Raw genomic sequence first — 24,813 nt, forward strand, 5'->3', positions numbered from 1 at the left:
ATAACGTCACGTTAGAAGATAAATATAGGGTGATGACCAGCATCACCCTATACCCTATTATCTTTTCTTTTTAGGCTTACGTTTTGCTTTTGGAGAGTTTTCAAAATGCTTTTTCTGTTTGTTAGCTGGACGGCCACTACCTTTACGGGCCTCACCGTCTTTGCTAGAACGACTTCTCCGACCTGCACCAGTCCCGCTACGCCCCTCACGTTTTTCACTTTGAATGACAGTTGGTCGATCCTTACGTTCAGGACGCTTGTTCACCTTCATGCCGACGATTTCAAAGTCAATGGATCGTTCGTCTTTATTCACTTTTATGAGTCGAACTTTAATTTCATCACCAATTCTAAAAATGTTTCCTGTTCTCTCACCAATCATGGCATAGGTAGACTCATCATATCGATAATAATCATCGGTTAGATAGCTGACATGAACGAGGCCTTCAATCGTATTAGGAAGTTCAACGAATAGCCCAAAGTTTGTCACAGAGCTAATCATGCCGTCATATTCTTCACCGATCTTATCTTCCATATATTCAGCCTTTTTCAACTCATCTGTTTCACGTTCTGCTTCAACCGCTCTTCGCTCCATATTTGAAGAATGATCCGCAACGTCCGGAAGCAGGTGATTCCATTTTTCCTTCGTCTTCTCGTCTACCTTCTTATCGATTAGATAAGTACGGATTAGACGGTGGACAATTAAATCCGGATAACGACGGATTGGTGAAGTAAAGTGAGTATAGAACTCTGTTGAAAGTCCAAAGTGTCCAAGACTCTCAGCATCATAACGTGCTTGCTTCATGGAACGTAATAATACTGTAGAAATAACGGTTTCTTCCGGAGTGCCTTGAACAGCTTCAATGACCTGCTGTAACGCACGTGGATGGATCGAATTACCCGAACCTTTCACAACATATCCAAAGTTTGTAATAAATTCAAAGAAACGATTTAACTTTTCTTCTTTTGGATCCTCATGGACACGGTACATAAACGGAACATTCATCCAATGGAAATGCTCTGCTACTGTTTCATTAGCTAGTAGCATGAATTCTTCAATTAAGCGCTCTGCTACCGAACGTTCACGTAGCACAACATCATAAGGCTTTCCTTCTTCATCCACTAGAACCTTTGCTTCTTTAAAATCAAAATCAATAGCTCCACGTTCCATCCGCTTATTACGCAGTACCTGTGCTAATTCACCCATTAATTCGAACATTGGAACGAGGCCACTATATTTTTCGCGGACTTCTTCATCCTTGTCCTCTAATATATGGTTAACGTCTTTATAAGTCATTCGTTCCGTTGTTTTAATCACACTCTCAAAGATCTCATGACTTACTACTTCTCCCGCTTGGTTAATAACCATTTCACAAGATAGTGTAAAACGATCCACCTTTGGATTAAGTGAACAGATTCCGTTAGATAAACGATGCGGAATCATTGGAATTACACGGTCTACTAAATAAATACTCGTTCCACGATCAGCCGCTTCTACATCTATTGGCGAACCTTCTTTAACATAATGAGTAACATCCGCAATATGAACACCAAGCTTAAAGTTCCCATTCTCCATTTTCGTTACCGTAACAGCATCATCTAAATCCTTTGCGTCTGCACCATCAATAGTAACAATTGTCTCATTACGAAGATCACGTCTATTTCCAATTTGATCTTCTGCGATTGTATCAGGTACAGCATTTGCTTGTTGGATCGCTTCTGCTGGAAACTCTTGAGGTAATCCATATTTATGAATAACAGAAAGAATGTCTATTCCAGGATCATTTTTATGACCTAGAATATGCAATACTTCTCCTTCAGCACTCATTCTTCCTTCAGGGTACGTTACTAGTTTAACAACTACTTTGTGACCGTCAACAGCTCCCTTTGAAGCATCTTTAGGAATGAAGATGTCATTTGTAATTCGCTTATCATCGACAACGACAAAACCAAAGCTTTTACTTTGTTCGTATGTACCAACGACCTCTTTAACGCCCCGTTCAATAATACGGACAACCTGTCCCTCTTCTCTTGAACCAGTTGAGGTAGGATTTATTCGCACAAGTACGGTGTCACCATGCATCGCATTTTTCAAATCGGATGGTGGGATAAAGATATCCTGTCGATCTTTTTCTTCTGTCTCCACAAATGCAAATCCTTTAGGATGAGCAATAACTTTACCGCGGATTAAATTCATCTTATCAGGTAATCCGTAACGGTTACTTCTTGTCCGGACAATTAGCCCCTGCTCTTCCATCTGCACTAATGCTTTTACAAAATCTTTGAAAGCTGCTGAATCTTCAATACCAAACGCCTCTTCCAATTCTTGAACCGTTAAAGGCTTATAAGCTTCCTCTTTCATAAAGGATAGCAATTGATTTATATGTTCCTGAATGACATCCATTTTTTTCGTCACTCCCTACGTTTTATTTAATCCAGCTCCAGCGCCCAGCCCCTCAAGGCCAAATGTTCCTGAGGCTAACGGGGCGCTTGCGCCTCTTGTTCATTTACCACTTAATATTTTCTAAAAACTTCAGAACATCTTCATGAAGCACATCTCTCTCTTTATCGAGAGTGATAACATGGCCTGACTCTTCGTACCACTTGATTTTCTTATCAATCGATTCAACTTCATTGTAAATAATATTTGCACTATCTGTGTTAATCATATGATCATGTCTTGATTGAACAACGAAGGTTGGAGCGTAAACTAAGTCTACCTGTTTTCTAACATCAGAAATTAACTCTTGAAGAGCCTTTAGCGTCTTCATTGGTTTCTGTTTGAAAGTCTCCATTTCAGCGTCAATTTCTTCATTAGATTTACCTTCTTGTTGCTTGTACTCTCTTGCATATTCTAGGATCCCTTTGTACATAACTTCTTCACTTTTAATATACATAGGTGCACACATAGTTACGATTCCCTTTATTGGTACAGTATAACCCAATTTTAGGGAAAATACCCCGCCTAACGAGAGTCCGGCAACGGCAATCTTTTCATATCCTTTTTCCTTAAGAAACTGATAGGCTTCTGTTACATCCTCCCACCAATCATCTGGTCCATATTGTACTAGTTCCTCTGGAGGTACACCATGTCCTCTATACTGTGGTCCATAGCAGGTATATCCATTCTTTTCTAAATATCTAGCTAACATTCTGCAGTCAGCTGAATTTCCGGTGAATCCGTGTAATAATAAAACAGCCCGTTCTCCCCCTTCAAAGAAGAATGGTTTCGGTAATACTCTCTTCATATTCGGTACCCCTTTCAAGTGCTTCTAACACATTAAACAAACGTTTAATTAAGACTCCTCATCCCCTATCACCACTGTGTTTACATTAGTTTAAACAAACGTTTAATTAACTATTAGAAAAGCTTTGGTTACTCTGTTTCAGCATATATAAACGGTTACCATTATTGTAAAAATATGTATGTATCTTTATTGAAATAAAAAAGCGTTGGAATCACCAACGCTTTATACTTGCATTCATTTTTTAAATTCCAAAATAGGCAACAGCAATTGTTAAAACGAAGAATAGAACCGATAATACAATCGTTATACGATGTAAAACCGCATCAATACCGCGTGCTTTTTGCTTTCCAAAAAGCTGCTCTGCACCACCTGAAATAGCTCCTGATAAACCAGCGCTCTTACCTGATTGAAGAAGAACGACAACAATTAACGCAATCGATACTAAAATTAATAAAGTTATGAATAAAGCATGCACGAGACAACACCTCCTAAACGGACTTCACATTATTTTAAATGTATCATAAAATGTCAAGCTAGACAAGAAAATCTCATTGTTCATACTTATCTGTGTTAAAAAGCTGAAGGCTTGCCTCTTAACAATATACCCACCTTGGTATTATTGTACAAAAAACTACCTGAATTGCATAATAAACATCGATAATTGCACAAATTTAAAAAAAATTGCATAGAACTCACTAATAATTGCACAAAACGGGTTTCTTTGACAGAAAAAAGTGTCCCTAAACAAGGGACACTTCCTATTATTACTTCTTGATGTTATAAAACGAATCAAGACCACCGTAAAGTCCTGTAAAGCCAAGCTCATCTTCAATGCGAAGAAGTTGGTTGTATTTCGCAACACGATCTGTACGAGAAGGTGCACCTGTCTTGATTTGCCCTGCATTAGTAGCAACAGCAATATCAGCAATTGTGCTATCTTCTGTTTCACCAGAGCGGTGAGAAATAACTGCAGTATAACCCGCACGCTTCGCCATTTCAATGGCTTCGAACGTTTCTGTTAATGTACCAATTTGGTTAACTTTAATTAGGATTGAGTTACTCACTCCATTTTGAATTCCTTCAGAAAGCTTGCTTGTGTTTGTAACAAATAGATCATCACCTACAAGCTGAACCTTTGTTCCAAGACGCTCAGTTAAAAGCTTGTGGCCGTCCCAGTCATTTTCATCAAGTCCATCTTCAATAGAGATGATTGGATATTTAGAAACAAGCTCCTCGTACCAATCAACCATTTCAGCAGATGTTTTTACAACACCCTCACCCTTTAGATGATACTTTCCATCTTCTTTGCTATATAGCTCTGAAGCTGCAACGTCCATTGCAAGTCGCACTTCTTCACCTGGCTTATAACCAGCGCGCTCAATCGCTTCAATAATCGTTTGAAGAGCTTCTTCGTTTGAACCTAGGTTCGGTGCAAATCCACCTTCGTCACCTACAGCCGTGTTATGACCTTTTTCTTTTAATACATCTTTTAGGTGGTGGAAAATCTCTGTTCCTGTACGTAAAGCTTCTTTAAAGCTTTCAGCACCAACAGGCATTACCATAAATTCCTGAATATCAACAGAGTTATCAGCATGAGCTCCACCGTTAATAATGTTCATCATTGGTACTGGTAGAGTTTTAGCATTAAATCCACCTAAGTATTTATAAAGTGGAAGATCTAAATAGTCAGCAGCAGCACGAGCAGCAGCCATAGATACTCCTAGGATTGCGTTAGCGCCTAGCTTCCCTTTGTTTTCAGTACCATCTAAGTCTATTAATAATTCGTCGATTGCTACTTGATCTGTTACATCTAGACCAATGATTTCTGGAGCAATCACTTCATTTACGTTATCAACTGCTTTTTCTACACCTTTTCCTAAGTAACGGCTCTTATCACCATCACGTAGTTCTACTGCTTCATGTTCACCTGTAGAAGCACCGCTTGGTACTAGAGCACGACCCATTGCACCTGATTCTGTGTAAACTTCAACCTCAATTGTTGGATTTCCGCGAGAGTCTAAAACTTCACGAGCATAAACATCAATGATAAATGGCATTCTATACAACTCCTCATTTTTATTATTTTTTTTGGCTTCTTTTAACTTTGTTGTTGATTTCCGTTACAGGACACTCGCTTTCCGCGGGGCGTGCGGTGAGCCTCCTCGGCATTCGCCTGCGGGGTCTCACCTGTCACGCTGCTCCCGCAGGAGTCTCGCATCCTTCCACTACAATCAACACTGCTAGAAAATCAATATTGTACTTAACAAAGCTATTTAATTAATGATGTTCCCGTCATTTCCTTTGGAAGTGAAAGGTTTAATAAATCTAATACGGTAGGTGCTAAATCCCCTAGGATTCCATCTTCTCTTAATGCAATCCCATCTTTAACAACAATGACTGGAACAGGATTTGTGGTATGAGCTGTCATTGGTGTACCTTCCATAGTCGTTACCTCATCGGCATTACCATGGTCTGCCGTTATAATGGAGACTCCACCCTTCTCCTGTATTGCCTTTACAATTTTCCCTAAGCATTCATCAACAACCTCGATCGCCTTGACGGTTGGTTCTAGCATTCCAGAGTGTCCAACCATATCTGGGTTGGCAAAGTTAAGAATGATTACATCATGCTTATCTGCACTAATCTCATTCAATAATGCATCTGTTACTTCGTACGCACTCATTTCAGGTTGTAAATCATATGTAGCTACCTTTGGCGAGCTAATTAGAATACGCTCTTCACCTGGAAAAGGTTTTTCCCGACCACCGTTAAAGAAGAATGTAACATGTGGATATTTTTCAGTTTCTGCAATTCGAAGCTGCTTTAAACCATTTTGTGATAATACTTCACCAAGAGTATTATCAAGGTTTGACGGCTTAAATGCAACATACCCCTGAACCGTCTCACTAAAATGCGTTAAGCAGACAAAGTGCAGATTCTTGGGATGTTGAACACCGCGGTCAAACGGTCTAAAATCCTCATTTGTAAAAGTATTTGATATTTGAATCGCACGATCAGGTCTAAAATTATAAAAAATGACCGCATCATCGTCTTTTATCGTTTGGATTGGGGTCCCATCTTCATTCGTAATGACAGATGGCAGTACGAATTCATCATGAATTCCATTTTCATAAGAATCCGCTACACATTCCATCGCATTAGTATAAGTTGGTCCTTCTCCATACACCATTGCACGGTAAGATTTCTCAACACGCTCCCAGCGTTGATCACGGTCCATGGAATAATATCTTCCTGATAATGTCGCAATTTGTCCAACGCCAAGCTCCTGCATTTTTCCATCAAGTGCTTCGATATACTTTTTAGCAGTTTGAGGTCCAACGTCACGGCCATCTAAGAAACCGTGAATATATACATTGGTGATACCTTCAAATTTAGCAAGTTCTAGTAAGGCATAAAGGTGATGTATATGAGAATGAATCCCACCATCCGATAACAGCCCAAAAATATGTAGATTTGTACCCTTCTGCTTAACATGATTCATCGCTTCTTTGAAGGTCTCATTTTGCTCAAAATGTCCTTCTCTAATCGCCACATTCACTCTTGTTAAGCTCTGATACACAACTCTTCCTGCACCAATATTTAAATGACCAACCTCAGAGTTACCCATTTGACCCTCAGGAAGGCCAACCGCCTCACCAGATGCCGTTAACATCTGATGAGGATAGTCCTTCCAAAGTTGATCAAAATTGGGTTTATTTGCTTGTGCGACAGCATTTCCCATTGTCTCATCACGTAAAGCAAATCCATCCAAGATGATCAAAGCAACAGGCTTAGTCATTTGCAACTGCCTCCAAAAGCTGTAAATAAGAAGAAGCTTCTAGACTTGCACCACCAACTAATGCACCGTCGATATCTGGCTGCGATAAGAATTCTTTAATATTAGAAGGCTTTACACTTCCACCATATTGAATTCTGACTGCATTAGCAGCATTCTCAGAAAACTGTGCTGCAACCGTTTGACGAATATGAGCACACACTTCATTCGCATCCTGTGCTGAAGCCGTTTTACCAGTTCCAATTGCCCAAATTGGCTCGTATGCGATGACCGTTTGCTTCACTTGCTCTTCTGTTAATCCAGTAAGAGCCTTTTGAACTTGGCTACCGACGAACTCATTTGTTTGTCCACCTTCGCGTTGTTCTAATGTTTCTCCGCAACATACAATTGGAACCAGACCATGTTGGAACGCAGATAATGTCTTTTTGTTAACAGATTCATCTGTTTCTGCAAAAAGCTCGCGACGCTCTGAGTGACCAATAATACTGTAGCTAACTCCTAGGTCCTTAAGAGCAACTGGGCTAACTTCACCAGTAAATGCACCCTGATCCTCAAAGTGCATATTTTGAGCTCCAATTTTAACATCTGTACCTTGTGTTTGTTGAACAAGACTTTCTAAGAACAGGGCTGGTGCACAAACAACAGCATCCACTTTTTCTTGAGAAGGAACAAGTCCTTTTACTTCTTCAATAAAGCCCTTTGCCTCGGAAAGTACTTTGTGCATTTTCCAGTTTCCCGCGATAATTGGTTTACGCATATGACACCTTCCCTTTATGTAAGAGGTGATTCCTCTTTAATTATTTATCATTTAAAGCAACTACACCCGGTAGTTCTTTACCTTCAATAAACTCAAGAGATGCACCGCCACCTGTTGAAATGTGGTCCATCTTTTCAGCAAGACCGAATTTCTCTGCTGCTGCAGCTGAGTCTCCTCCACCAATAACTGTGTAGGCATCTGTAGCATCTGCTAAGGCTTGAGCTACTGCTTTTGTACCGTTTGCGAATGATTCTAATTCAAATACTCCCATTGGACCGTTCCACATCACAAGCTTAGATTCAGAGACAACCTTTTTATAGATTTCGCTTGTTTCTGGACCGATATCTAGTGCTTCCCAATCAGAAGGGATCGAATCAATCGAAACTACCTTTGTTTCTGCATCGTTTGAGAATTCATCAGCAACAACGGCATCGACTGGCATGTAAAAGTTTACACCCTTTTCCTTTGCCTTGTTCATGAATGAAAGGGCAAGATCAAGCTTATCTTCTTCTAGCAACGACTTCCCAACATCATGTCCTTGTGCTTTTATAAACGTATAAGCAAGGCCTCCACCAATGATGAGGTTATCAACCTTATCAAGTAGATTATCAATTACACCAATTTTGTCCTTTACCTTTGCACCACCAATGATGGCTGTAAATGGACGTTCTGGATTTGATAAAGCTTTACCTAGTACTTCTAATTCCTTTTCCATTAAGAAGCCAGCTACTGCCGGAAGATGTTGAGCGATCCCTGCTGTTGAAGCATGAGCACGGTGAGCTGCACCAAAAGCATCGTTCACATAAACATCCGCTAAGTTAGCAAACTCTTTAGCTAGGTCAGCATCATTCTTTTCCTCACCCGGATAAAAACGAACATTTTCTAATAGCAAAAGATCGCCTTCATTAAGTTTAGAAATGCCTAGCTCTGCCTCATCACCGTAAGCCTCATCTACCTTAATTACTGTTTTTCCAGAAAGGTCACTTAATCTCTTAGCAACTGCGTCTAAGCGAAGCTCTTCTACAACCTGTCCTTTTGGTCTACCTAGGTGAGAAGCAAGAATGACCTTTGCACCCTGTTCTGATAAGTATTGAATCGTTGGTAATGCTGCACGAATACGAGTATCATCGCCAACTTCACCGTCACGCATTGGAACGTTAAAGTCTACACGACAAAACACTCGCTTTCCTTTTAAATCGACATCACGAATAGATTTTTTGTTCATTTTACAGGATCCTCCCTCATCATAAGAGACTAACTTATAGTTTGCTCTACCGTTTACCCTTTTATCCTTGAGTACATGGTTATGCAGTGATTTGAGTTGGTTTTATGTAGGTGTTTTTAGGTTGATCGTTAAAAACTAGTGTTCTATCGACGATACCTTAGTTTTTTCAAAGCTTTACTAACGTTTATCAACTAAATCAACAGCTTATCAACGAAAAACGCTATTTATCAACCAAATCACTAATTACCGCAACACAAGAATAAATTTAGCCTACCAACATCTAGAAGGGGAGAAGGTTATAAGCCCACTCCCCAAATGTTTCCAATCCTATTATAGACGTTGTATTGGAGTTAATCCACAACTATTATCCGTATAATTACAGACCCTTTTGTACCATATACTCAGCTAGGTCTACTACACGGTGAGAGTAACCAGACTCGTTGTCATACCAAGATACAACCTTCACTAGGTTACCTTCTAATACCATCGTAGAAAGAGCATCGATTGTAGAAGAATGTGGATCACCATTATAGTCGCTAGATACTAATGGCTCTTCACTATATGCAAGAATTCCTTTTAAATTACCTTCAGCAGCTTCTTTGAATGCAGCATTGATTTCTTCAGCTGTTACATTCTTTTCAAGCTCAACTACTAAGTCAACTAAAGATACATTTGGAGTTGGCACACGCATTGCCATACCGTTTAGCTTTCCTTTTAACTCAGGAAGAACAAGTGATACTGCCTTTGCTGCACCTGTTGAAGTTGGGATGATATTTTCAGCTGCAGCACGAGCACGACGATAATCCTTATGTGGTAAATCTAGGATTTGCTGATCGTTTGTGTAAGAGTGAACAGTTGTCATCATACCTTTCTTAATTCCAAATTGGTCATTAAGAATTTTTGCAAATGGTGCTAAACAGTTAGTTGTACAAGATGCGTTTGAAAGAACATGATGGTTAGCTGCATCATACTGATCTTCGTTAACACCCATTACTACTGTGATATCTTCGTTGCTTGCCGGTGCAGAAATAATAACTTTCTTTGCTCCAGCTTCTAAATGCTTTGCTGCATCTGCACGGTCTGTAAAACGACCAGTTGATTCAACTACGATATCTACTCCTAATTTACCCCAACCTAATTGAGCAGGGTCACGCTCTGCTAATACCTTAATTTCTTTGCCACCAACTACTAATGTATTTTCTTTTACAGAAACCTCAGCATCTAATCTTCCGTGCACCGTGTCATATTTTAATAGATGAGCTAATGTCTTAGCATCTGTTAAGTCATTTACTGCTACTACTTCTACGTTAGGATTGTTTAATGCTGCACGAAATACATTACGTCCAATACGTCCAAACCCATTAATACCTATTTTTACTGTCATTTCTTTTTCCTCCTCGAGAAAATACTTTTTATATTTTGGTAAGGGTTATCCCTTTACTAACTGCTTTGCTGCACCTTCATCTGTAATGATGATGGTGTCATGACCTTGCTTCATAAATGCCCGAATTGCTTCTGCTTTTGAAGAGCCACCCGCAACCGCTATCACACATTTAGCATTCTTTAAATCATCAAGTTGTATGCCAATGGTTTTCACTTTATGTACGACGTGTCCTTCTCGATTAAAGTAATAGCCAAATGCTTCTGCAACTGCCTTTTCTTCAATAATGGTGGTTAGATCATTTGACGATGTTTTTCGCCGTTCAGCCATAGTAATAGCATCTCCAATACCATGAATGACCATTCTAGCTGATTTTATTTGATCTAGTACTTCTTTAACAGAAGGTTCTTCTATTAAAGATTGATAGGCATCGTTGCTAAGTTGTCCGGGTACATGTAGCAGACGATAATGCCCCATGGCCTTTTCAGCCATCTTCGCACAAATCGTGTTTGCCTGATTTTCAACCTGCTCGCCAAGACCACCTCTTGCCGGAACAAATAGAACATTTTTTTGTCTAGGATCAGGACTCATTCGATCAGCAACTGATGCTAATGTAGTCCCACCGGTAACCGCGATAATAGTTTCTTCTGTCATGTATTCCTTCATGGATGCAACAGTTGCTCTACCCATTTCCTGTTTCACAAGAGGGGAAACATCACTGTCACCTGCAACCACAACAACCCGCTTTACATTTAAAGTGGTTTGAAGCTCTAGCTCTAGCATTTTTAGACCGGTTACTTCCTTCATCATTTCCTCTAGTTCGAAAAGTAGATTTTGGCCTTCCTCAGTTAAACCCATTCCAGCAGTGGTCATTGATAATAACCCTTGGTCTTTTAGGAAGTCCACTTCGGCTCGAAGGACTCTTTCGGTAATCTCTAAAGCCACAGACAATGCTCTTCTCCCAATGGGTTCTGTTAATCGAATATACTGCAGGATTCGATACCGCTTTTGCATAATGGAAAGAAGATCGGGTAACAATTTCTTTTGTACTTCTAATAAAGATTTCATCCTTCACCTCCTGATTAGGGAAATTATTCTAATCGGGACTTTAAACGTCCCTATTAGACTTATTATGTCCCACTCGGAGTAAAAAAATTTATCCCGGCTACTTTTTTAATTGTAACAGGAATAAATGTTGTATTCAACTGGCTGTTAACCCATTTTTTCAATTAATTGATTTCTAACGTCTTGATAATCAATTAACCCATATGCAAGTTCTTCTCCGTTAAGTGAAATAACTGGGATCATTACCTGATATAGCTCTAACAGCTGATCATCCTTATAAATATCTTTTTCTTCAATAGTGATCGAAAACTCATTTGCAAGTTCCTCAATAATAAGTTTTGCCTTATCACAGAGCGGACAATTTTCTTTTGTATAGAATGTTATCATGGCTGTCTTCATAGTGCGACTCCTTAGAATTGTTTTCGTGCTGATGATGAAGGAATATGAAGCTGTTCACGGTATTTCGCAACAGTCCTTCTTGATACCTTAAGTTTATGTTCTTCTTTTAACATAGCAGATATTTTTTGATCTGATAAAGGCCTTTTCTTATTTTCTTCTTTAATGATTGTAGTAATGATTTCTTTCACACTTATAGAGGATATTTCTTGATCGCTCGTCGATTTAACTTTCGAAGTAAAAAAATACTTAAGTTCAAATACACCTGCTGGAGATTGAAGATACTTCCCTCTAACCGTTCGACTAATCGTGGATTCGTGCATCTCCACTTCATTAGCAATTTCCCTTAATGTAAGTGGCTGAAGAAATGAAGCACCTTTTTCAAAAAATTCCTCCTGCTTACTAACGATTGCTTCGGTTACCCTTACCATCGTTCTCTTTCGTTGCTCTACACTTTGCTTTACCCAATTCGCTTCCTGATATTTACTTCTTAAATAATCAGCGGAAGCTTGATCGACATTCTGGCTTTTTAAAGTGAGATAGTCTTTATTGATCGTAAAAGGAGTGTACGAGCGATCATTGATTAATACTTTATATTGTCCACTGTGTTTTTCTATAAATAAATCGGGCACAATATAACTGATTTCTCCCTTCCTATATTCCGACCCAGGACGGGGATTCAATGTCTGAATTAATGCAAATGACTTTTTGATTTCTTCCGTTGATATTTTAAGAGCCTTACTAATGAGTTCCCATTTACGCTCAGCTAACTGGGTAAAATAGTGGTCGACAATTTTATATGTCAAAATTGCATTGGGATACCTTCTTCTTAGTTGAATAAGTAGAGATTGCTGAAGACTTTGTGCACCGATTCCAATCGGCTCAAGCTCGTCCTGTATATAGGCCAACGCTTCAGCGAGCTCATCTATGGTGTAGACACCTTCAAAACTTAAGTCTTCTAAGGATTCTCGTAAATAACCTTGATCATCTAAGTTATGAATGAGAAACATCACCTTGTTTTGGAAAGGTAAAGTGATGGGATGCAAGATAAGTTGTGTTTGTATATGTTCAGATAAGGTTGGTGCAGTTGGTGCAGCCACCTCATATTCTAGTTGTTTATCGGAAAATCTAGGTTTACTAATTTTTCTAGTATGGACTGGGTCATGAAGTTCAATAAACGGGTTTTCTAGTGATAACTCATTTATATAAGTAGTGAGTTCAAACGATGTATATTGGAGCAATGTAATCGCTTGCCTAAGTTCCTTTGTTAATGCAAGCTTCGTCGTTTGTTGCTGTACTAGACCTGTTTTCATGATTCATCACCTCATCTCTATTTTACAATACATAGCGACATAATAGAATGGTATTCCATAAACTACATAAAGCCCTATGTAAAATAAGGAGGAACAAACATGACTGATACTTTCTCTGTTGAGTACTTTACAGAAAACTTAAGAAAGCATGTTGAACTACATTCAGAGTTTAACGATCGAGTCGATGCCATGAACAGTTACTATCGCTCTATCGTATCAACCCTTGTAAGCGAAAAGCTAACGGGTACCTCTGAAACACTTTCACGAATCCGCAATCTAGACGACGCTTACACAAACGTGAAGTCACAGGAATTCTAAAAAAGTTCACTAGTTAAATGTACAACTACTGTATTATAATAAAGCTATATTACATCTGGAGGTTTATATGACATTAAAAAATTCCGTTGGTCGCTTAAGGATTATTGGTCTGATTGAAGGCTTATCTTATATCATTTTATTAGGAATTGCGATGCCGTTAAAGTATATGGCTGACATGCCTATGGCTGTAACGATTGTGGGTGGCATTCACGGTGTATTATTTGTTTTATTTATATTAGCTCTAGCTCATGTATATTTCACTTATCGTCTATCGTTCTGGTTTGGACTCGGAGCTGTTATTTCTTCTCTTATCCCTTTTGGAACCTTTGTTTTAGACAAGCGTTTAAAATATATTGAAGATCCTGTTGTGTTTATCAAAAATTATAAACAAATGTAGACGACTTCTCCTTGGAGAGTCGTTTTTTTTGTTTTGTTCTGCTACTAACAACGTAATTGATTTCCACTACAGGATGCTTCGCTTTCCGCGGGGCGTGCGGTGAGCCTCCTCGGCGTACGCCTGCGGGGTCTCACCTGTCACGCTGCTCCCGCAGGAGTCTCGCACCTTTCGTTACAATCAATTAGGTTATAATATACTGTTCTGTATGGATAATACTGATAAACCCAAAATTGCTAAAAAATTTTGTCTTCTTATCTTTTTTGAAAGACTTTACTTTAAAATATATATTAGTTCAATGGAGCGGAAAACACTTGACTCCTGCGGGACATAGAGGAAAGGTCGAGACCCCGCAGGCGAAGACGAGGAGGCTCGACTTCCTCCCCGCGGAAAGCAAGTGTTTGGAGCGCAATGGAACGAACACAATACAATTAGAAGAACAATAAAGTATGCTAAATAGCCTCCTAATAAAATTAATTAACCAACAACCAAATAAAAAGCACCCATTCCCGAAGAATGGATGCTTTCTAACTAAATGATAACGCGCTCGAAGGGAATCGAACCCCCGCATGACGTGGTACCGGAAACCACCGCTCTATCCACTGAGCTACGAGCGCATGATTTAAAGTGATACTAACCTAGTATATGAAAGAAACAGATACTTTTCAAGTAGGATTATATTGGGTATAGTCCTGATATAGTAAATTTTTTTCTTTCTTATGTTAGAAAAGGACGGGTTTTGGTTATGATGAATATGGTAATGAAGGGTATGAATGGACTCATCTTTGAATACATATAAGCAAGGGCTTTTGTTTGACCTTCATTGACCTTAGTTGTATGATAATTACATATAGAACTGATTTTTTACATTAAAGGAGGATTACACTATGAATTTAATTCCAACGGTTATTGAACAAACAAATCGCGGTGAAAGAGCTTATGATATTTACTCACGTCTTTTAAAAGACAGAATTATTATGCTAGGTTCTGGAATCGACGATAACGTTGCAAACTCAATCGTTTCTCAGCTTCTATTCTTAGCTGCTGAAGATCCAGATAAAGATATTTCATTATACATAAACAGCCCTGGTGGTTCAATTACTGCAGGTATGGCTATTTATGATACAATGCAATTTATCAAACCTAAGGTTTCAACGATCTGTATCGGAATGGCTGCATCAATGGGTGCATTCTTACTTGCTGCAGGTGAAAAAGGAAAGCGTTATGCTCTTCCTAACAGTGAAGTTATGATTCACCAACCATTAGGTGGTGCACAAGGTCAAGCAACGGAAATCGAAATTGCTGCTAAGCGTATTTTATTCCTTCGCTCGAAGCTAAATGAAATCCTAGCTGAACGTACTGGCCAACCAATCGAAGTAATCGAGCGCGACACAGAGCGTGATAACTTCATAACAGCTGATAGAGCAATGGAATATGGTTTAGTCGATCAAGTATTGTCAAAAGATAACAAGTAATATAGTAAAAAGTGAGGAAGCAAAACTTCCTCACTTTTTATTTTGACTTGAGTTTGTTAAATATGTTGGATGACAACTTAAAGTTGGCGAACCTTTTCCTTCTTTACCAACTCACTTAACTGAGACCACTTAAATTTTTCTCCATAAACCATGACTCCTTTAACATAAATACGGGAGGATAGGTAAGCGATCAACAAAATGGAAGTTAATAAAATCCCCCCACTAATGACTAATTCAATCGTGGTAATCTCCCCCATAACAAATTTAGCAAATGCTACAATCGGTGAGAAAAACGGAAAATAAGTTGAAAATGAAACAAGCATTCCTGTTGGATCCATCATTGTTCTCATTCCAACCATTAAGGCACCAATTACTAGAATCATAACAGGCCCCATTACACTTCCAAGGTCCTCTGTTCTCGAAATGAGTGAACCTAGTGCAGCAAAGCACAGGGCATACACTAAATATCCACAAGAGAAGAAGAATATAAACGCAAAAATTAGGTTAGCATCGATCTGTGATAAATCAAATTCGAACCCAAATATACTAAATTGATCAACATTAAGCCACCCAATAAGATAGGCCACATACCCTGCTAGAAAGAAGATTGAGACTTGAATGAGCCCCGCACAAAGATTAGAGAGAACCTTTGCGAATAACATATAAATCGGCTTAATCTTTGTAATCATAACTTCCATTACCCTTGTTGATTTTTCACCGGTAATGTTCATGGCAATACCTTGACCAAACATTAAGATAAACGTATACATTAAGAAGATAAATACATAGACAATCCCTAAACTGCCGGTATTTTCAGCAAGCATATTTTTTTCAACTGGTATAGTTGTATATAACTCTTTTGTAACTTCTGGAGATAACGAGTGTTTGCTAGTTACAGAGGAAATATATTGTTGCTGTAACTGAGTAACAAAAGGAAAGATGACACTTGTATCTGGATAACGATGATAGAAATAAGATACAAGCGGTATTGATTCTTTTTCTTCAATAATAAGTAAATGGTCTACATCCTGAGTCTTGATTTTTTCCTGTTCCTCTTTAACATCTTCAACTCTCTTTAGGGAAACAATTCCACCTTCTATGGCTCCTTCAACTTCCTCTACGTTTATATCAAAGGATGTTGTGTTAACAACTGAAATTACGACCTCTTCTTGCTTAGTCATAAAATGATTATATGCAAAAAACCCTAAAATAACGGCCGAGATTACTACAGACGTAATTCTAAAACCTTTAGATCTAGTTTGTTCTCTAAAATGAAATAAAAAGGCAATCCACAATGGCTTCATATTAAGACCCCACCTTCTCAACAAAAATCTGGTGAAGGGTCGGTCGTAAATAAGTAACTTCATTGACCACAATATTTTCTTGTTTTATCTTTGCTAAAATATCAAGAGGATCCTGACCATTTGTTAAGGATATGGTAATTTTCTTTGCTTCCTGTTCGTAATCATATTGATTGTTACCACAAAAGCTAGCTATGTTTTCTAAATCACCATAAAGAGACAAATGCATGTATCCATATGATTGTTTAACAGATTCTAACTCACCTGAAATGATAGCACGGCCTTCCTTCATCAGTACTACATTTTCACAGAACTTTTCCACCTGATCCATTTGATGACTGGACATGATGATGACTTTCCCTTTTTTCTTCTCTTCCATAATGACCTCTGCTAGCAAGTTTGCATTAACCGGATCAAGTCCACTAAATGGCTCGTCTAAGATAATTAAATCTGGATTATGTAATAATGTGGCAATGATTTGAACCTTCTGTTGATTACCTTTAGAAAGTTCACCAGCTAGTTTATCTCTATACATTCCGATGTCAAATTTTTCAATCCAATAATCAATACTATGCTTCACTTCTTCTCTTTTTAAGCCTTCGAGCTTCGCAAAATAAGAGAGTTGATCGACAACTTTTGATTTGGGATATAGTCCCCTCTCCTCAGGTAAGTATCCAAACGAGACATTTTTTAAGCCAATTTTATTATTCCAATGAACACTCCCCTTATCAGGTGACACTAGTCCAAGCATCATCTTAATGGTTGTGGTCTTTCCTGCACCGTTTCTCCCTAATAGACCAAAGACCTCACCAGGGGATACTGAAAAGCTTAATGAATTTACCGCGACTTTACCTTTATAGGCTTTTGATAAATCTACAATTTCTAGCAATATCTCGTCTCCCTTTTTGCCAATATATAGTACTCAAGCACTATTTTACAAAATTAAACAATCAAACTTCAACCATTATTTTCCTAAACCCTATAAACCCACCCTAAAGAAAAGGGAGAACCTCTCTAGAACACTCGTACTATTGAATCAAAGAGGAAGCATGTGAAGTTCTATCTCTTTGTTGTTGTTCAAACCCGGAGGCCTATTGTACTGACGAAAATTGGGCAAAAAAAAATAAATGGCATTCCTGCCATCCATTTTTAAATAGTTTGATTCACAAATTTCTCTAAAGCTTCTAAAGCTGCCTGCTCGTCGTTTCCTACTGCTGATAAAACAACCTCTGCTCCAGAACCTACTGCAAGACTCATCAGACCCATAATACTTTTTGCGTTTACTTTCTTTCCGTCCTTCTCAAGGAAGATTTCCGATACAAATCGGTTAGCTTCTTGAACAAACATCGCTGCTGGACGTGCCTGTAAACCAGATTTTAGCTTTACTTCTACTTTTTTCTCAACCATGGTTCTTCCTCCTTATCCTCTATTTAATTGTTCTCCTGCGCGAATTTTTTCTGCAATCTCATCAATTTTGCGAAGGCGATGATTAATACCTGATTTACTAATGGAAGCACCAGAAACCATCTCTCCCAGTTCCTTTAGTGTTACATCCTGATATGCTACACGAAGCTCAGCAATCTCTCTTAGTTTGTCTGGCAATATTTGTAGACCTACTGTGCGATCGATGAATTTTATATTTTCAACCTGTCTAATTGCGGCACCAATGGTTTTATTTAAGTTAGCGGTTTCACAATTGACTAAGCGGTTTACAGAGTTTCTCATATCCCGAACGATTCTTACATCTTCAAAACGAAGTAAAGCTTGATGGGCGCCAATTACGTTTAGAAATTCTGTTATTTTCTCGGCTTCCTTTAAGTACGTAATATAGCCTTTTTTTCGCTCCAACGTCTTACCATTCAGATTAAATACGTTCATCAATTCACATAATGATTCATTGTGTTCAATATATAGTGAAAAAATCTCTAAGTGATAGGATGAGGTTTCCGGGTTATTAACAGAGCCGCCAGCAAGAAATGCTCCTCTGAGGTAAGAGCGTTTACAACATTTCTTTTTAACAATTGACGGTGAAATTTCACGAATTGAATCAAAGCCATCAGTAAGGATATGTAAATCCTCCAATATGCCCTTAGCATTTTTCACTAAACGGACGATATACACATTATTCTTTTTTAAACGCATTTTTTTTCTAACTAGTAGCTCTACCACTACCTCATCATAATACTTCTTAAGCAGCGTATATATACGTCTTGCAATGGCTGCATTTTCTGTTTGGATATCTAAGCTAAGCTGCCTGTTTGAAAAGGAAATGGAGCCGTTCATTCTAATTAATGCAGCCAATTCAGCTTTTCCACAACAATCCTTCAACTGAAGATTTGTCAGCTCTTTCTTTGTTTCTGATGCAAATGACAACTCTTCACCCCCTTAAACCCAATGAACCATCCCATCCATTAGAATCTTAATAAACGGTGAAAGTTTTACTCATATACGGTTTCATGCTGTTCTAATAATTTATATAAAAGAGAGGCAACCTTGGTTGTATCATGTCGAATTACTTCTCCATTATAATTTATTATTTTATCATGAATGATGTCTAAACCTAAAGAAGATAATCTCGTCGTATCGTAAATAACTGGTTTTGCCAGTTCTTTTGCATACAGTGCTTGAATACTCTCGGGAATTTCCTCATCATTTACCAGTATGGTATTTATACAAGGTCCAATATGATTATATAAGGCCTTCACATGATCACTGGCTGTATAGTCTAGTGTTTCACCAGCCTGTGTCATTACATTACATACGTAGATCTTTTTAGCCTTTGACTTAATCACTTCTTCCCCAATTTTCGGAACAAGTAAATTAGGCAATATGCTTGTATATAAACTACCAGGACCTATAACAATTAGATCTGCTTTTCTGATTTCACGTATTGTCTCACTTAATGGCTCAATTTTCTCTGGAGTTAAGAATACTCTTTTAATCCTTTTCCCGGAATATGGTATTTTGGACTCACCAGAGACAATGGTTCCGTCCTCCATTTCTGCGTGTAGAACAATACTTCGATTAGCTGCAGGCAATACTTTTCCTTTAACATTCATAACCTTGCCCATTTCTCTTATGGCATGCATGAAGTCACCGGTTATATCGGTTAAAGCTGCTAGCAAAAGATTTCCTAGTGCATGTCCAGATAAACCGCCACCATTTTGGAAACGGTGTTGAAAAAGCTCCACAATGAGAGGTTCAACATCTGAGAGAGCTGCTAGAACATTTCGAATGTCACCTGGAGGAGGAATTTGAAGTTCATCTCGCAATCGACCCGAGCTACCTCCGTCGTCCGCAACGGTAACGATTGCGGTAAGGTGAACAGGATATTCTTTGAGTCCTCTTAAGAGGACAGGTAATCCTGTTCCACCTCCTATGATGACAATTCGTGGTTGTTTAGTTTTCATGTCATCGACTTTCCTTTCTCCTCTCGATATCACGATGGCTTACGTGGGTGCGATATTCAGAACCAAAGTGCTGGGCGATTTTTTCAGATAAAGCAACAGATCGATGTTGACCACCGGTACAACCTATTGCAATAACAAGCTGGCTTTTACCTTCTCGCTTATATTGCGGAAGCATGAAGGCTAATAAATCTATTACTTTTTCTAAGAATTTATTTGTTTCATTCCATTTAAGGACATACGTTGACACTTCTTCATCCAACCCTGTCTGGGGTCTCATATGCTCAATGTAATGAGGATTTGGAAGGAAGCGAACATCAAAAACGAGGTCTGCATCAATCGGAATGCCGTACTTAAAACCAAATGATAGAACATTAACAGAAAAGACCTGTTTCCCATGTGATGCAAACTGCTTAATAATCTTTTCACGTAGCTCTCTTGGCTTCATATCTGATGTATCAAAAGTAAGCTGCGCTCTCCCCTTAAGCTCTTCGAGAAGCTCACGCTCAAGACCAATTCCCTCTAATGGAAGACCAGAAGGAGCTAAAGGATGTGATCTTCTTGTTTCCTTATAACGAGTTACAAGTGTAGTATCTTTTGCATCTAAAAATAAGATTTGCGGGGTAATCCATGATTTTTCAGACATATCATCCAGAGCTTCAAATAAGCTGTCAAAAAATTCACGTCCTCGTAAATCCATAACAAGTGCGACTTTGTTCATTTTATTATTTGATTCTTTCATCAGCTCTAAAAACTTTGGAAGCAGTGTTGGTGGCAAGTTATCGACACAAAAATAACCTAAATCCTCAAAACTTTGGATTGCAACCGTTTTACCTGCACCTGACATCCCTGTGATAATAACCATTTGAACATCTTGAACAGATCCTATACTCAACTGACATTTCCCCCTCACATGCTTATACTAGCTTGGATCTAAACGATAGGCTAATAACTCAAAATCTGGCGTATATGTAAATGTTCCATAAATCGTGCCTGCCGCTTTTGCTACATAATCAATGATATGGTAGTCACCAGGCGCCATTGGTAAAGAAGGCACATCATCAATATGATGCCAAGCAAGCTTCCCTTCTTCGGATTCATCGACATTCTCACCATCATATTCTGTTGCAAGAAATGTAAACATCATCCACTCTGATACGATTTGATCTTGATCTTGAATCGTTATCGTAAAAACACCTTTAATGGCTGGATTTTTCAAAAAAACTCCTGTCTCTTCACGAAACTCTCGAGTAACTGTATCTCGTACAGATTCTCCTAGTTCCATCTTTCCACCCGGAGCTACCCACCAGCCCCGACTTGGCTTTTGTAACAAAAGGATTTGATCACCCTTTAGTAACACACAATTCGTTACTCTTTGCATATAGTTCACCTCATTATCATCGGTGCCAATTTAGTATTTATACTCTGATTATATTCTTTTCATTATACTATTATTTAAATATTGTAACAATGAACAGCTTTTTAGTTGGTTTTTATGTAAGATTATAAAAAAATAGCACGGGAACAATCCCGTGCCAAATGTATATCTATAAAAGGGGGTCAATTACTTACTCTTATAATACCCCATCAATGTTTCACCCGTGTTACAAGAGAGTTAAAACATCGTTACTATTTGTAAAAATGATTAGGACGAGAGTCTATTCAGTTACTTGTTGCTTAAGTTCTTCTAATAGCTCCTCCACATAGTGCTGTGCACTTTGTGCTGCGATACTTCCGTCACCTGTAGCTGTAACAATTTGACGAAGTGTCTTTTCACGAACGTCACCAGCTGCAAATATTCCCTCGACCTTTGTTTCCATTCGATCGTTTGTTTCAATGTAACCCATGTCATTGGTAATGCCTAGGTTTTCAAAAGGTTTTGACAGTGGAACCATCCCAATATAGATAAATACTCCATCAGCGGTGAAGTTTTGCTCTTCACCATTTTCAGTACTCACTAATGTTACACTTCCAACTTTACCTTCTTTATCATTGATTTCTTTAACCGTGTGATTCCAAATAAAATCAATTTTTTCGTTGTTGAAAGCACGGTCCTGAAGGATTTTTTGAGCACGTAGTGAATCACGACGGTGAACGATTGTAACCTTTGAAGCAAAGCGTGTTAAATATACGCCTTCTTCAACGGCAGAATCTCCGCCACCAACTACTACTAGCTCTTTTCCTTTAAAGAATGCTCCGTCACAAACGGCACAATACGATACTCCACGTCCACCTAGTTCTTTTTCTCCAGGCACTCCGATCTTTTTGTATTCTGCACCTGTTGTTACAATGACCGCTCTCGCCTTATATTCTTTTTTACCAGCAATAACTGTCTTATATTCTTTTCCATCAATGACTTCTTTAATGTCGCCATATGCATACTCTGCACCAAATTTTTTAGCATGATCAAACATTTTTGTTGAAAGTTCAGGACCTAATATATGATCAAAACCTGGATAGTTCTCTACTTCTTCTGTATTCGCCATTTGACCACCAGGTACTCCGCGTTCAAGCATTAACGTACTTAAATTCGCACGTGATGTATACACAGCTGCTGTCATCCCAGCAGGACCCGCTCCCACAATGATCACATCATAAATCTTTTCTTCAGACATCTCACTCACTCCTTTAATCACATTCAGCACATATATATTAATATGAACTCTACGTTCTACTATTATCCTATAAAACAAGACCGGAAACGTCCATTTATTTGCTCAATTTAGGGTTTTCGCTGATGTAAGGGGCTAGCTTGATTTGTGTCAGGCGACATGCTTACGCAATTAGTTCTGAGTTTCGCCCAATTAGTTCAGAGTTTCACGCAATTACTCTGATTATTAAACAATTATATTTCGGGTTACGCAAATATTCTCAAGCTCACGCAATTCTAGCTTTTTGAAGCTTTCACCGGAGGCAGAGCAATATTGATTAAGGTCATTTGCTTGTTTTAATCATATTATAGGGGCTAGATAGACTCAGGGTCAGGAATTTCACTTACCTTATCATCATCTAAGCCCATTTACACAATTAATTCCGAATTCCTCACAATTATTCTGATTGTTACGCAATCTTATCCGAAAGTTAAGCAATTATCCTACACTCTCACGCACTTCCCCATTAATTTCACGCAATTAACTATTAACAGTCAAAATGTAGCCTTATCTCTAGTCAATTCCATACAAAAAGACTGCCCAATTTGGACAGTCTAGAATCTATTTTCGATAAGCATTTAATAACGATATATATTTTCTAGCAGTTGCTGCCGAAATATTATAAATTCGTGAAACCGCAGCCTGTGTTGTTGCTTTACCAATTTGCTCTAGGAATAGAAATTCTACAGCAGCAGCAAGTGCTGAGGCGTTATTCAACTTCTTTTCTGATAGCATTGGTAGCAGGTGGAACCAATGAGCTAGTATAGTCGGGAGATTACTACGATCGTCTTGATATCTTGTATATAAGAGATCAGCAACTAGTAAACCCTTTTCATACTGTGAAGTTTTTACTGAGATTACCTTGTTTTGTTCTTTTGAATGAAGGTAATAGCTTAATAGCTCCGAATGACTCTTCTCTTCAAGTGGTTTCGCCTGTTCCCAAGGTGCTGAACCCCTTTTATCAGGTGAAAGGATTAATACTTTTTTCCAGCTATATTGAGCAACTTGTTCATGCTTCATATGGTACGCCGCATGAGTTAACCAATAATAATAAGTCGCATCTCCATCATAACCAGCCTTCTTTAACGAAAGTAACCATTGCAGAGATAAATCAAAGCGACCGACCATCCCAAAAGTAGCTCCTAGCTTATAACGATGCTCCATCAACATAGGATGAACAACTTTTAGATGATCAATAAGGTTATTGACGACCTCATCGTTTCGCAAATAGAAATGAATAACAACCTTATTACACATTGCATGAAGATTACCTGGATTCTTTACAAGTACATCCTCAATAGTTTTCAGTGCTTCATCCGTTTTTCCCATATAAAATTGAGAAAGTGCTAGATTGTTATAAGCAGACCAAAATTGCGGATGACCATCAATGAGCTCATGAAGAATTTCAATCGCTTCTTGAAATTGTCCTTTTTCCATAAGGTCGCGAGCATGATCCTGTAAAAAAATGATGTCATCCTCATCTTCCTCTTCATCACTATCAAGTGACAATACCTCTAATAGATCTTCAGTATCTTCTATAAATTCACCATCTGGTGAAAGCTCCATATATTTTAAAGCGTTACGCTTTGCTTCTTGAAATAAGCCAAGATGAGCGAAATTATTCGCGATGAAATAATAGCATTCTACCATCTCTGGATCTAATTCATTTATAACAATTCGTAAGTATTCAGTCGATGTTTGATATTCACCAATTTCAGATAAAACAGCTGCAAGCTGACATAGAATAATTGGCTCTTCTGGCTCAAGCTCATGGGCACGTTTTAATAGCTGTATCGAACGTTCAAAATCTCTATTCCGGTAAGCTCTTAAGCCCTTCTTATAAAAATAATCTCCATCTAAGTGGAAGGGAATAACCACTGCTTTCTCCCTAGTTGCTTCAATCTGTTTACTCATTCCTTCCTCCATTCCCTTAAATCAAACCTTATATTTTCTAGATTTCGCACATGATTTATGAGCTTAAGTATAACATAGTCGACAAGTTAGAGTCACCACCCGAATTTTGTCAAACTATGACAGTGAAGTCAAGGCTTCACGCTACTCTGTATATTAAGAGTATACAAAAAGAAAAC

Annotated in this window: 23 protein-coding genes and 1 tRNA gene; 3 read left to right on the top strand and 21 right to left on the bottom strand. The window is 38.4% G+C overall.

Features of this window, described 5'->3' with window-relative positions:
* Positions 1-57: 57 nt before the first annotated feature.
* The 11 genes from rnr to rpoN all read right to left on the bottom strand — a co-directional run bounded on the left by rnr (position 58) and on the right by rpoN (position 13,177).
* On the bottom strand, positions 58-2,400 hold the full coding sequence (gene rnr, locus G4D63_RS10710; protein WP_163179641.1) for a ribonuclease R: 2,343 nt from the start codon (positions 2,398-2,400) through the stop codon (positions 58-60).
* 103 nt (positions 2,401-2,503) lie between these two features.
* Entirely contained in the window at positions 2,504-3,244 is a 741-nt protein-coding gene (locus tag G4D63_RS10715) for an alpha/beta hydrolase (RefSeq protein ID WP_163179642.1), read from the bottom strand.
* A 241-nt stretch (positions 3,245-3,485) separates the two neighbouring features.
* Positions 3,486-3,719 (bottom strand): preprotein translocase subunit SecG, encoded by a 234-nt coding sequence (gene secG, locus G4D63_RS10720; RefSeq protein WP_163179643.1) that lies wholly within the window; start codon positions 3,717-3,719, stop codon positions 3,486-3,488.
* 289 nt (positions 3,720-4,008) lie between these two features.
* On the bottom strand, positions 4,009-5,301 hold the full coding sequence (eno, locus tag G4D63_RS10725; protein ID WP_163179644.1) for a phosphopyruvate hydratase: 1,293 nt from the start codon (positions 5,299-5,301) through the stop codon (positions 4,009-4,011).
* Positions 5,302-5,513: 212 nt separating this feature from the next.
* Positions 5,514-7,043 (bottom strand): 2,3-bisphosphoglycerate-independent phosphoglycerate mutase, encoded by a 1,530-nt coding sequence (gpmI, locus tag G4D63_RS10730; RefSeq protein ID WP_163179645.1) that lies wholly within the window; start codon positions 7,041-7,043, stop codon positions 5,514-5,516.
* The gene (tpiA, locus tag G4D63_RS10735; RefSeq protein WP_163179646.1) at positions 7,036-7,797 is read right to left on the bottom strand and encodes a triose-phosphate isomerase; all 762 of its coding nucleotides are present in this window, start codon (positions 7,795-7,797) and stop codon (positions 7,036-7,038) included. The genes gpmI and tpiA overlap by 8 nt, the downstream gene beginning before the upstream one ends.
* 40 nt (positions 7,798-7,837) lie before the next feature.
* Positions 7,838-9,022, bottom strand: coding sequence for a phosphoglycerate kinase (locus G4D63_RS10740; RefSeq protein ID WP_163179647.1), 1,185 nt, complete (start codon positions 9,020-9,022; stop codon positions 7,838-7,840).
* A gap of 376 nt (positions 9,023-9,398) precedes the next feature.
* Complete coding sequence (gene gap / locus G4D63_RS10745; protein WP_163179648.1) at positions 9,399-10,406, bottom strand: type I glyceraldehyde-3-phosphate dehydrogenase; 1,008 nt, start codon at positions 10,404-10,406, stop codon at positions 9,399-9,401.
* A 45-nt stretch (positions 10,407-10,451) separates the two neighbouring features.
* Positions 10,452-11,471 carry a sugar-binding transcriptional regulator gene (locus G4D63_RS10750; RefSeq protein ID WP_163179649.1) on the bottom strand — a complete coding sequence of 340 codons (1,020 nt, stop codon included), beginning with the start codon at positions 11,469-11,471 and terminating at the stop codon, positions 10,452-10,454.
* Between the two features lie 144 nt (positions 11,472-11,615).
* Positions 11,616-11,867, bottom strand: coding sequence for a glutaredoxin family protein (locus G4D63_RS10755; protein WP_163179650.1), 252 nt, complete (start codon positions 11,865-11,867; stop codon positions 11,616-11,618).
* An 11-nt stretch (positions 11,868-11,878) separates the two neighbouring features.
* Positions 11,879-13,177, bottom strand: coding sequence for an RNA polymerase factor sigma-54 (gene rpoN, locus G4D63_RS10760; protein WP_163179651.1), 1,299 nt, complete (start codon positions 13,175-13,177; stop codon positions 11,879-11,881).
* 99 nt (positions 13,178-13,276) lie between these two features.
* Between rpoN and yvfG the strand changes: the two genes are divergently transcribed.
* Together yvfG and G4D63_RS10770 are read left to right on the top strand one after the other, a co-directional pair.
* Complete coding sequence (gene yvfG, locus G4D63_RS10765; protein ID WP_163179652.1) at positions 13,277-13,495, top strand: protein YvfG; 219 nt, start codon at positions 13,277-13,279, stop codon at positions 13,493-13,495.
* A 67-nt stretch (positions 13,496-13,562) separates the two neighbouring features.
* Positions 13,563-13,892 (top strand): DUF3817 domain-containing protein, encoded by a 330-nt coding sequence (locus G4D63_RS10770; RefSeq protein WP_163179653.1) that lies wholly within the window; start codon positions 13,563-13,565, stop codon positions 13,890-13,892.
* A 539-nt stretch (positions 13,893-14,431) separates the two neighbouring features.
* Here the strand turns inward: G4D63_RS10770 and G4D63_RS10775 are convergent.
* Positions 14,432-14,506 (bottom strand) — tRNA-Arg (locus G4D63_RS10775).
* A gap of 270 nt (positions 14,507-14,776) precedes the next feature.
* Here G4D63_RS10775 and clpP point away from each other — a divergent pair.
* Positions 14,777-15,364, top strand: coding sequence for an ATP-dependent Clp endopeptidase proteolytic subunit ClpP (clpP, locus tag G4D63_RS10780; RefSeq protein WP_163179654.1), 588 nt, complete (start codon positions 14,777-14,779; stop codon positions 15,362-15,364).
* Positions 15,365-15,441: 77 nt separating this feature from the next.
* Here clpP and G4D63_RS10785 read toward each other — a convergent pair whose 3' ends face one another.
* The 9 genes from G4D63_RS10785 to G4D63_RS10825 all read right to left on the bottom strand — a co-directional run bounded on the left by G4D63_RS10785 (position 15,442) and on the right by G4D63_RS10825 (position 24,637).
* A complete protein-coding gene (locus G4D63_RS10785) occupies positions 15,442-16,668 on the bottom strand; it encodes an ABC transporter permease (RefSeq protein ID WP_163179655.1) in 1,227 nt (408 codons plus the stop codon).
* Position 16,669: 1 nt separating this feature from the next.
* The gene (locus G4D63_RS10790) at positions 16,670-17,554 is read right to left on the bottom strand and encodes an ABC transporter ATP-binding protein (protein ID WP_239585942.1); all 885 of its coding nucleotides are present in this window, start codon (positions 17,552-17,554) and stop codon (positions 16,670-16,672) included.
* A gap of 260 nt (positions 17,555-17,814) precedes the next feature.
* The gene (locus G4D63_RS10795) at positions 17,815-18,072 is read right to left on the bottom strand and encodes an HPr family phosphocarrier protein (RefSeq protein WP_163179656.1); all 258 of its coding nucleotides are present in this window, start codon (positions 18,070-18,072) and stop codon (positions 17,815-17,817) included.
* 12 nt (positions 18,073-18,084) lie between these two features.
* Positions 18,085-19,038, bottom strand: coding sequence for a DNA-binding protein WhiA (gene whiA, locus G4D63_RS10800; RefSeq protein WP_163179657.1), 954 nt, complete (start codon positions 19,036-19,038; stop codon positions 18,085-18,087).
* A gap of 65 nt (positions 19,039-19,103) precedes the next feature.
* On the bottom strand, positions 19,104-20,075 hold the full coding sequence (locus G4D63_RS10805; protein ID WP_163179658.1) for a gluconeogenesis factor YvcK family protein: 972 nt from the start codon (positions 20,073-20,075) through the stop codon (positions 19,104-19,106).
* A gap of 1 nt (position 20,076) precedes the next feature.
* Complete coding sequence (rapZ, locus tag G4D63_RS10810) at positions 20,077-20,937, bottom strand: RNase adapter RapZ (RefSeq protein ID WP_163179905.1); 861 nt, start codon at positions 20,935-20,937, stop codon at positions 20,077-20,079.
* 57 nt (positions 20,938-20,994) lie between these two features.
* On the bottom strand, positions 20,995-21,453 hold the full coding sequence (locus tag G4D63_RS10815; RefSeq protein WP_163179659.1) for an NUDIX hydrolase: 459 nt from the start codon (positions 21,451-21,453) through the stop codon (positions 20,995-20,997).
* Positions 21,454-21,730: 277 nt separating this feature from the next.
* Positions 21,731-22,687 (bottom strand): thioredoxin-disulfide reductase, encoded by a 957-nt coding sequence (gene trxB / locus G4D63_RS10820; RefSeq protein ID WP_163179660.1) that lies wholly within the window; start codon positions 22,685-22,687, stop codon positions 21,731-21,733.
* Positions 22,688-23,284: 597 nt separating this feature from the next.
* A complete protein-coding gene (locus G4D63_RS10825; protein ID WP_163179661.1) occupies positions 23,285-24,637 on the bottom strand; it encodes a tetratricopeptide repeat protein in 1,353 nt (450 codons plus the stop codon).
* Between the last annotated feature and the right edge of the window lie 176 nt (positions 24,638-24,813).

This window comes from Bacillus mesophilus, assembly GCF_011008845.1.
GTDB classification, from domain to species: Bacteria; Bacillota; Bacilli; order Bacillales; family SA4; genus Bacillus_BS; species Bacillus_BS mesophilus.

Excerpts from the sequence above, each read along its gene's own strand:
- G4D63_RS10755 (WP_163179650.1), bottom strand. The coding sequence starts at position 11,867 with ATGAAGACAGCCATGATAACATTCTATACAAAAGAAAATTGTCCGCTC.
- G4D63_RS10750 (WP_163179649.1), bottom strand. The coding sequence starts at position 11,471 with ATGAAATCTTTATTAGAAGTACAAAAGAAATTGTTACCCGATCTTCTT.
- G4D63_RS10795 (WP_163179656.1), bottom strand. The coding sequence starts at position 18,072 with ATGGTTGAGAAAAAAGTAGAAGTAAAGCTAAAATCTGGTTTACAGGCA.
- G4D63_RS10715 (WP_163179642.1), bottom strand. The coding sequence starts at position 3,244 with ATGAAGAGAGTATTACCGAAACCATTCTTCTTTGAAGGGGGAGAACGG.
- rnr (WP_163179641.1), bottom strand. The coding sequence starts at position 2,400 with ATGGATGTCATTCAGGAACATATAAATCAATTGCTATCCTTTATGAAA.
- gap (WP_163179648.1), bottom strand. The coding sequence starts at position 10,406 with ATGACAGTAAAAATAGGTATTAATGGGTTTGGACGTATTGGACGTAAT.
- rpoN (WP_163179651.1), bottom strand. The coding sequence starts at position 13,177 with ATGAAAACAGGTCTAGTACAGCAACAAACGACGAAGCTTGCATTAACA.
- tpiA (WP_163179646.1), bottom strand. The coding sequence starts at position 7,797 with ATGCGTAAACCAATTATCGCGGGAAACTGGAAAATGCACAAAGTACTT.
- G4D63_RS10825 (WP_163179661.1), bottom strand. The coding sequence starts at position 24,637 with ATGAGTAAACAGATTGAAGCAACTAGGGAGAAAGCAGTGGTTATTCCC.
- G4D63_RS10815 (WP_163179659.1), bottom strand. The coding sequence starts at position 21,453 with ATGCAAAGAGTAACGAATTGTGTGTTACTAAAGGGTGATCAAATCCTT.
- G4D63_RS10785 (WP_163179655.1), bottom strand. The coding sequence starts at position 16,668 with ATGAAGCCATTGTGGATTGCCTTTTTATTTCATTTTAGAGAACAAACT.
- G4D63_RS10770 (WP_163179653.1), top strand. The coding sequence starts at position 13,563 with ATGACATTAAAAAATTCCGTTGGTCGCTTAAGGATTATTGGTCTGATT.
- clpP (WP_163179654.1), top strand. The coding sequence starts at position 14,777 with ATGAATTTAATTCCAACGGTTATTGAACAAACAAATCGCGGTGAAAGA.
- yvfG (WP_163179652.1), top strand. The coding sequence starts at position 13,277 with ATGACTGATACTTTCTCTGTTGAGTACTTTACAGAAAACTTAAGAAAG.
- gpmI (WP_163179645.1), bottom strand. The coding sequence starts at position 7,043 with ATGACTAAGCCTGTTGCTTTGATCATCTTGGATGGATTTGCTTTACGT.
- rapZ (WP_163179905.1), bottom strand. The coding sequence starts at position 20,937 with ATGGTTATTATCACAGGGATGTCAGGTGCAGGTAAAACGGTTGCAATC.
- trxB (WP_163179660.1), bottom strand. The coding sequence starts at position 22,687 with ATGTCTGAAGAAAAGATTTATGATGTGATCATTGTGGGAGCGGGTCCT.
- G4D63_RS10805 (WP_163179658.1), bottom strand. The coding sequence starts at position 20,075 with ATGAAAACTAAACAACCACGAATTGTCATCATAGGAGGTGGAACAGGA.
- G4D63_RS10740 (WP_163179647.1), bottom strand. The coding sequence starts at position 9,022 with ATGAACAAAAAATCTATTCGTGATGTCGATTTAAAAGGAAAGCGAGTG.
- eno (WP_163179644.1), bottom strand. The coding sequence starts at position 5,301 with ATGCCATTTATCATTGATGTTTATGCTCGTGAAGTTTTAGACTCTCGC.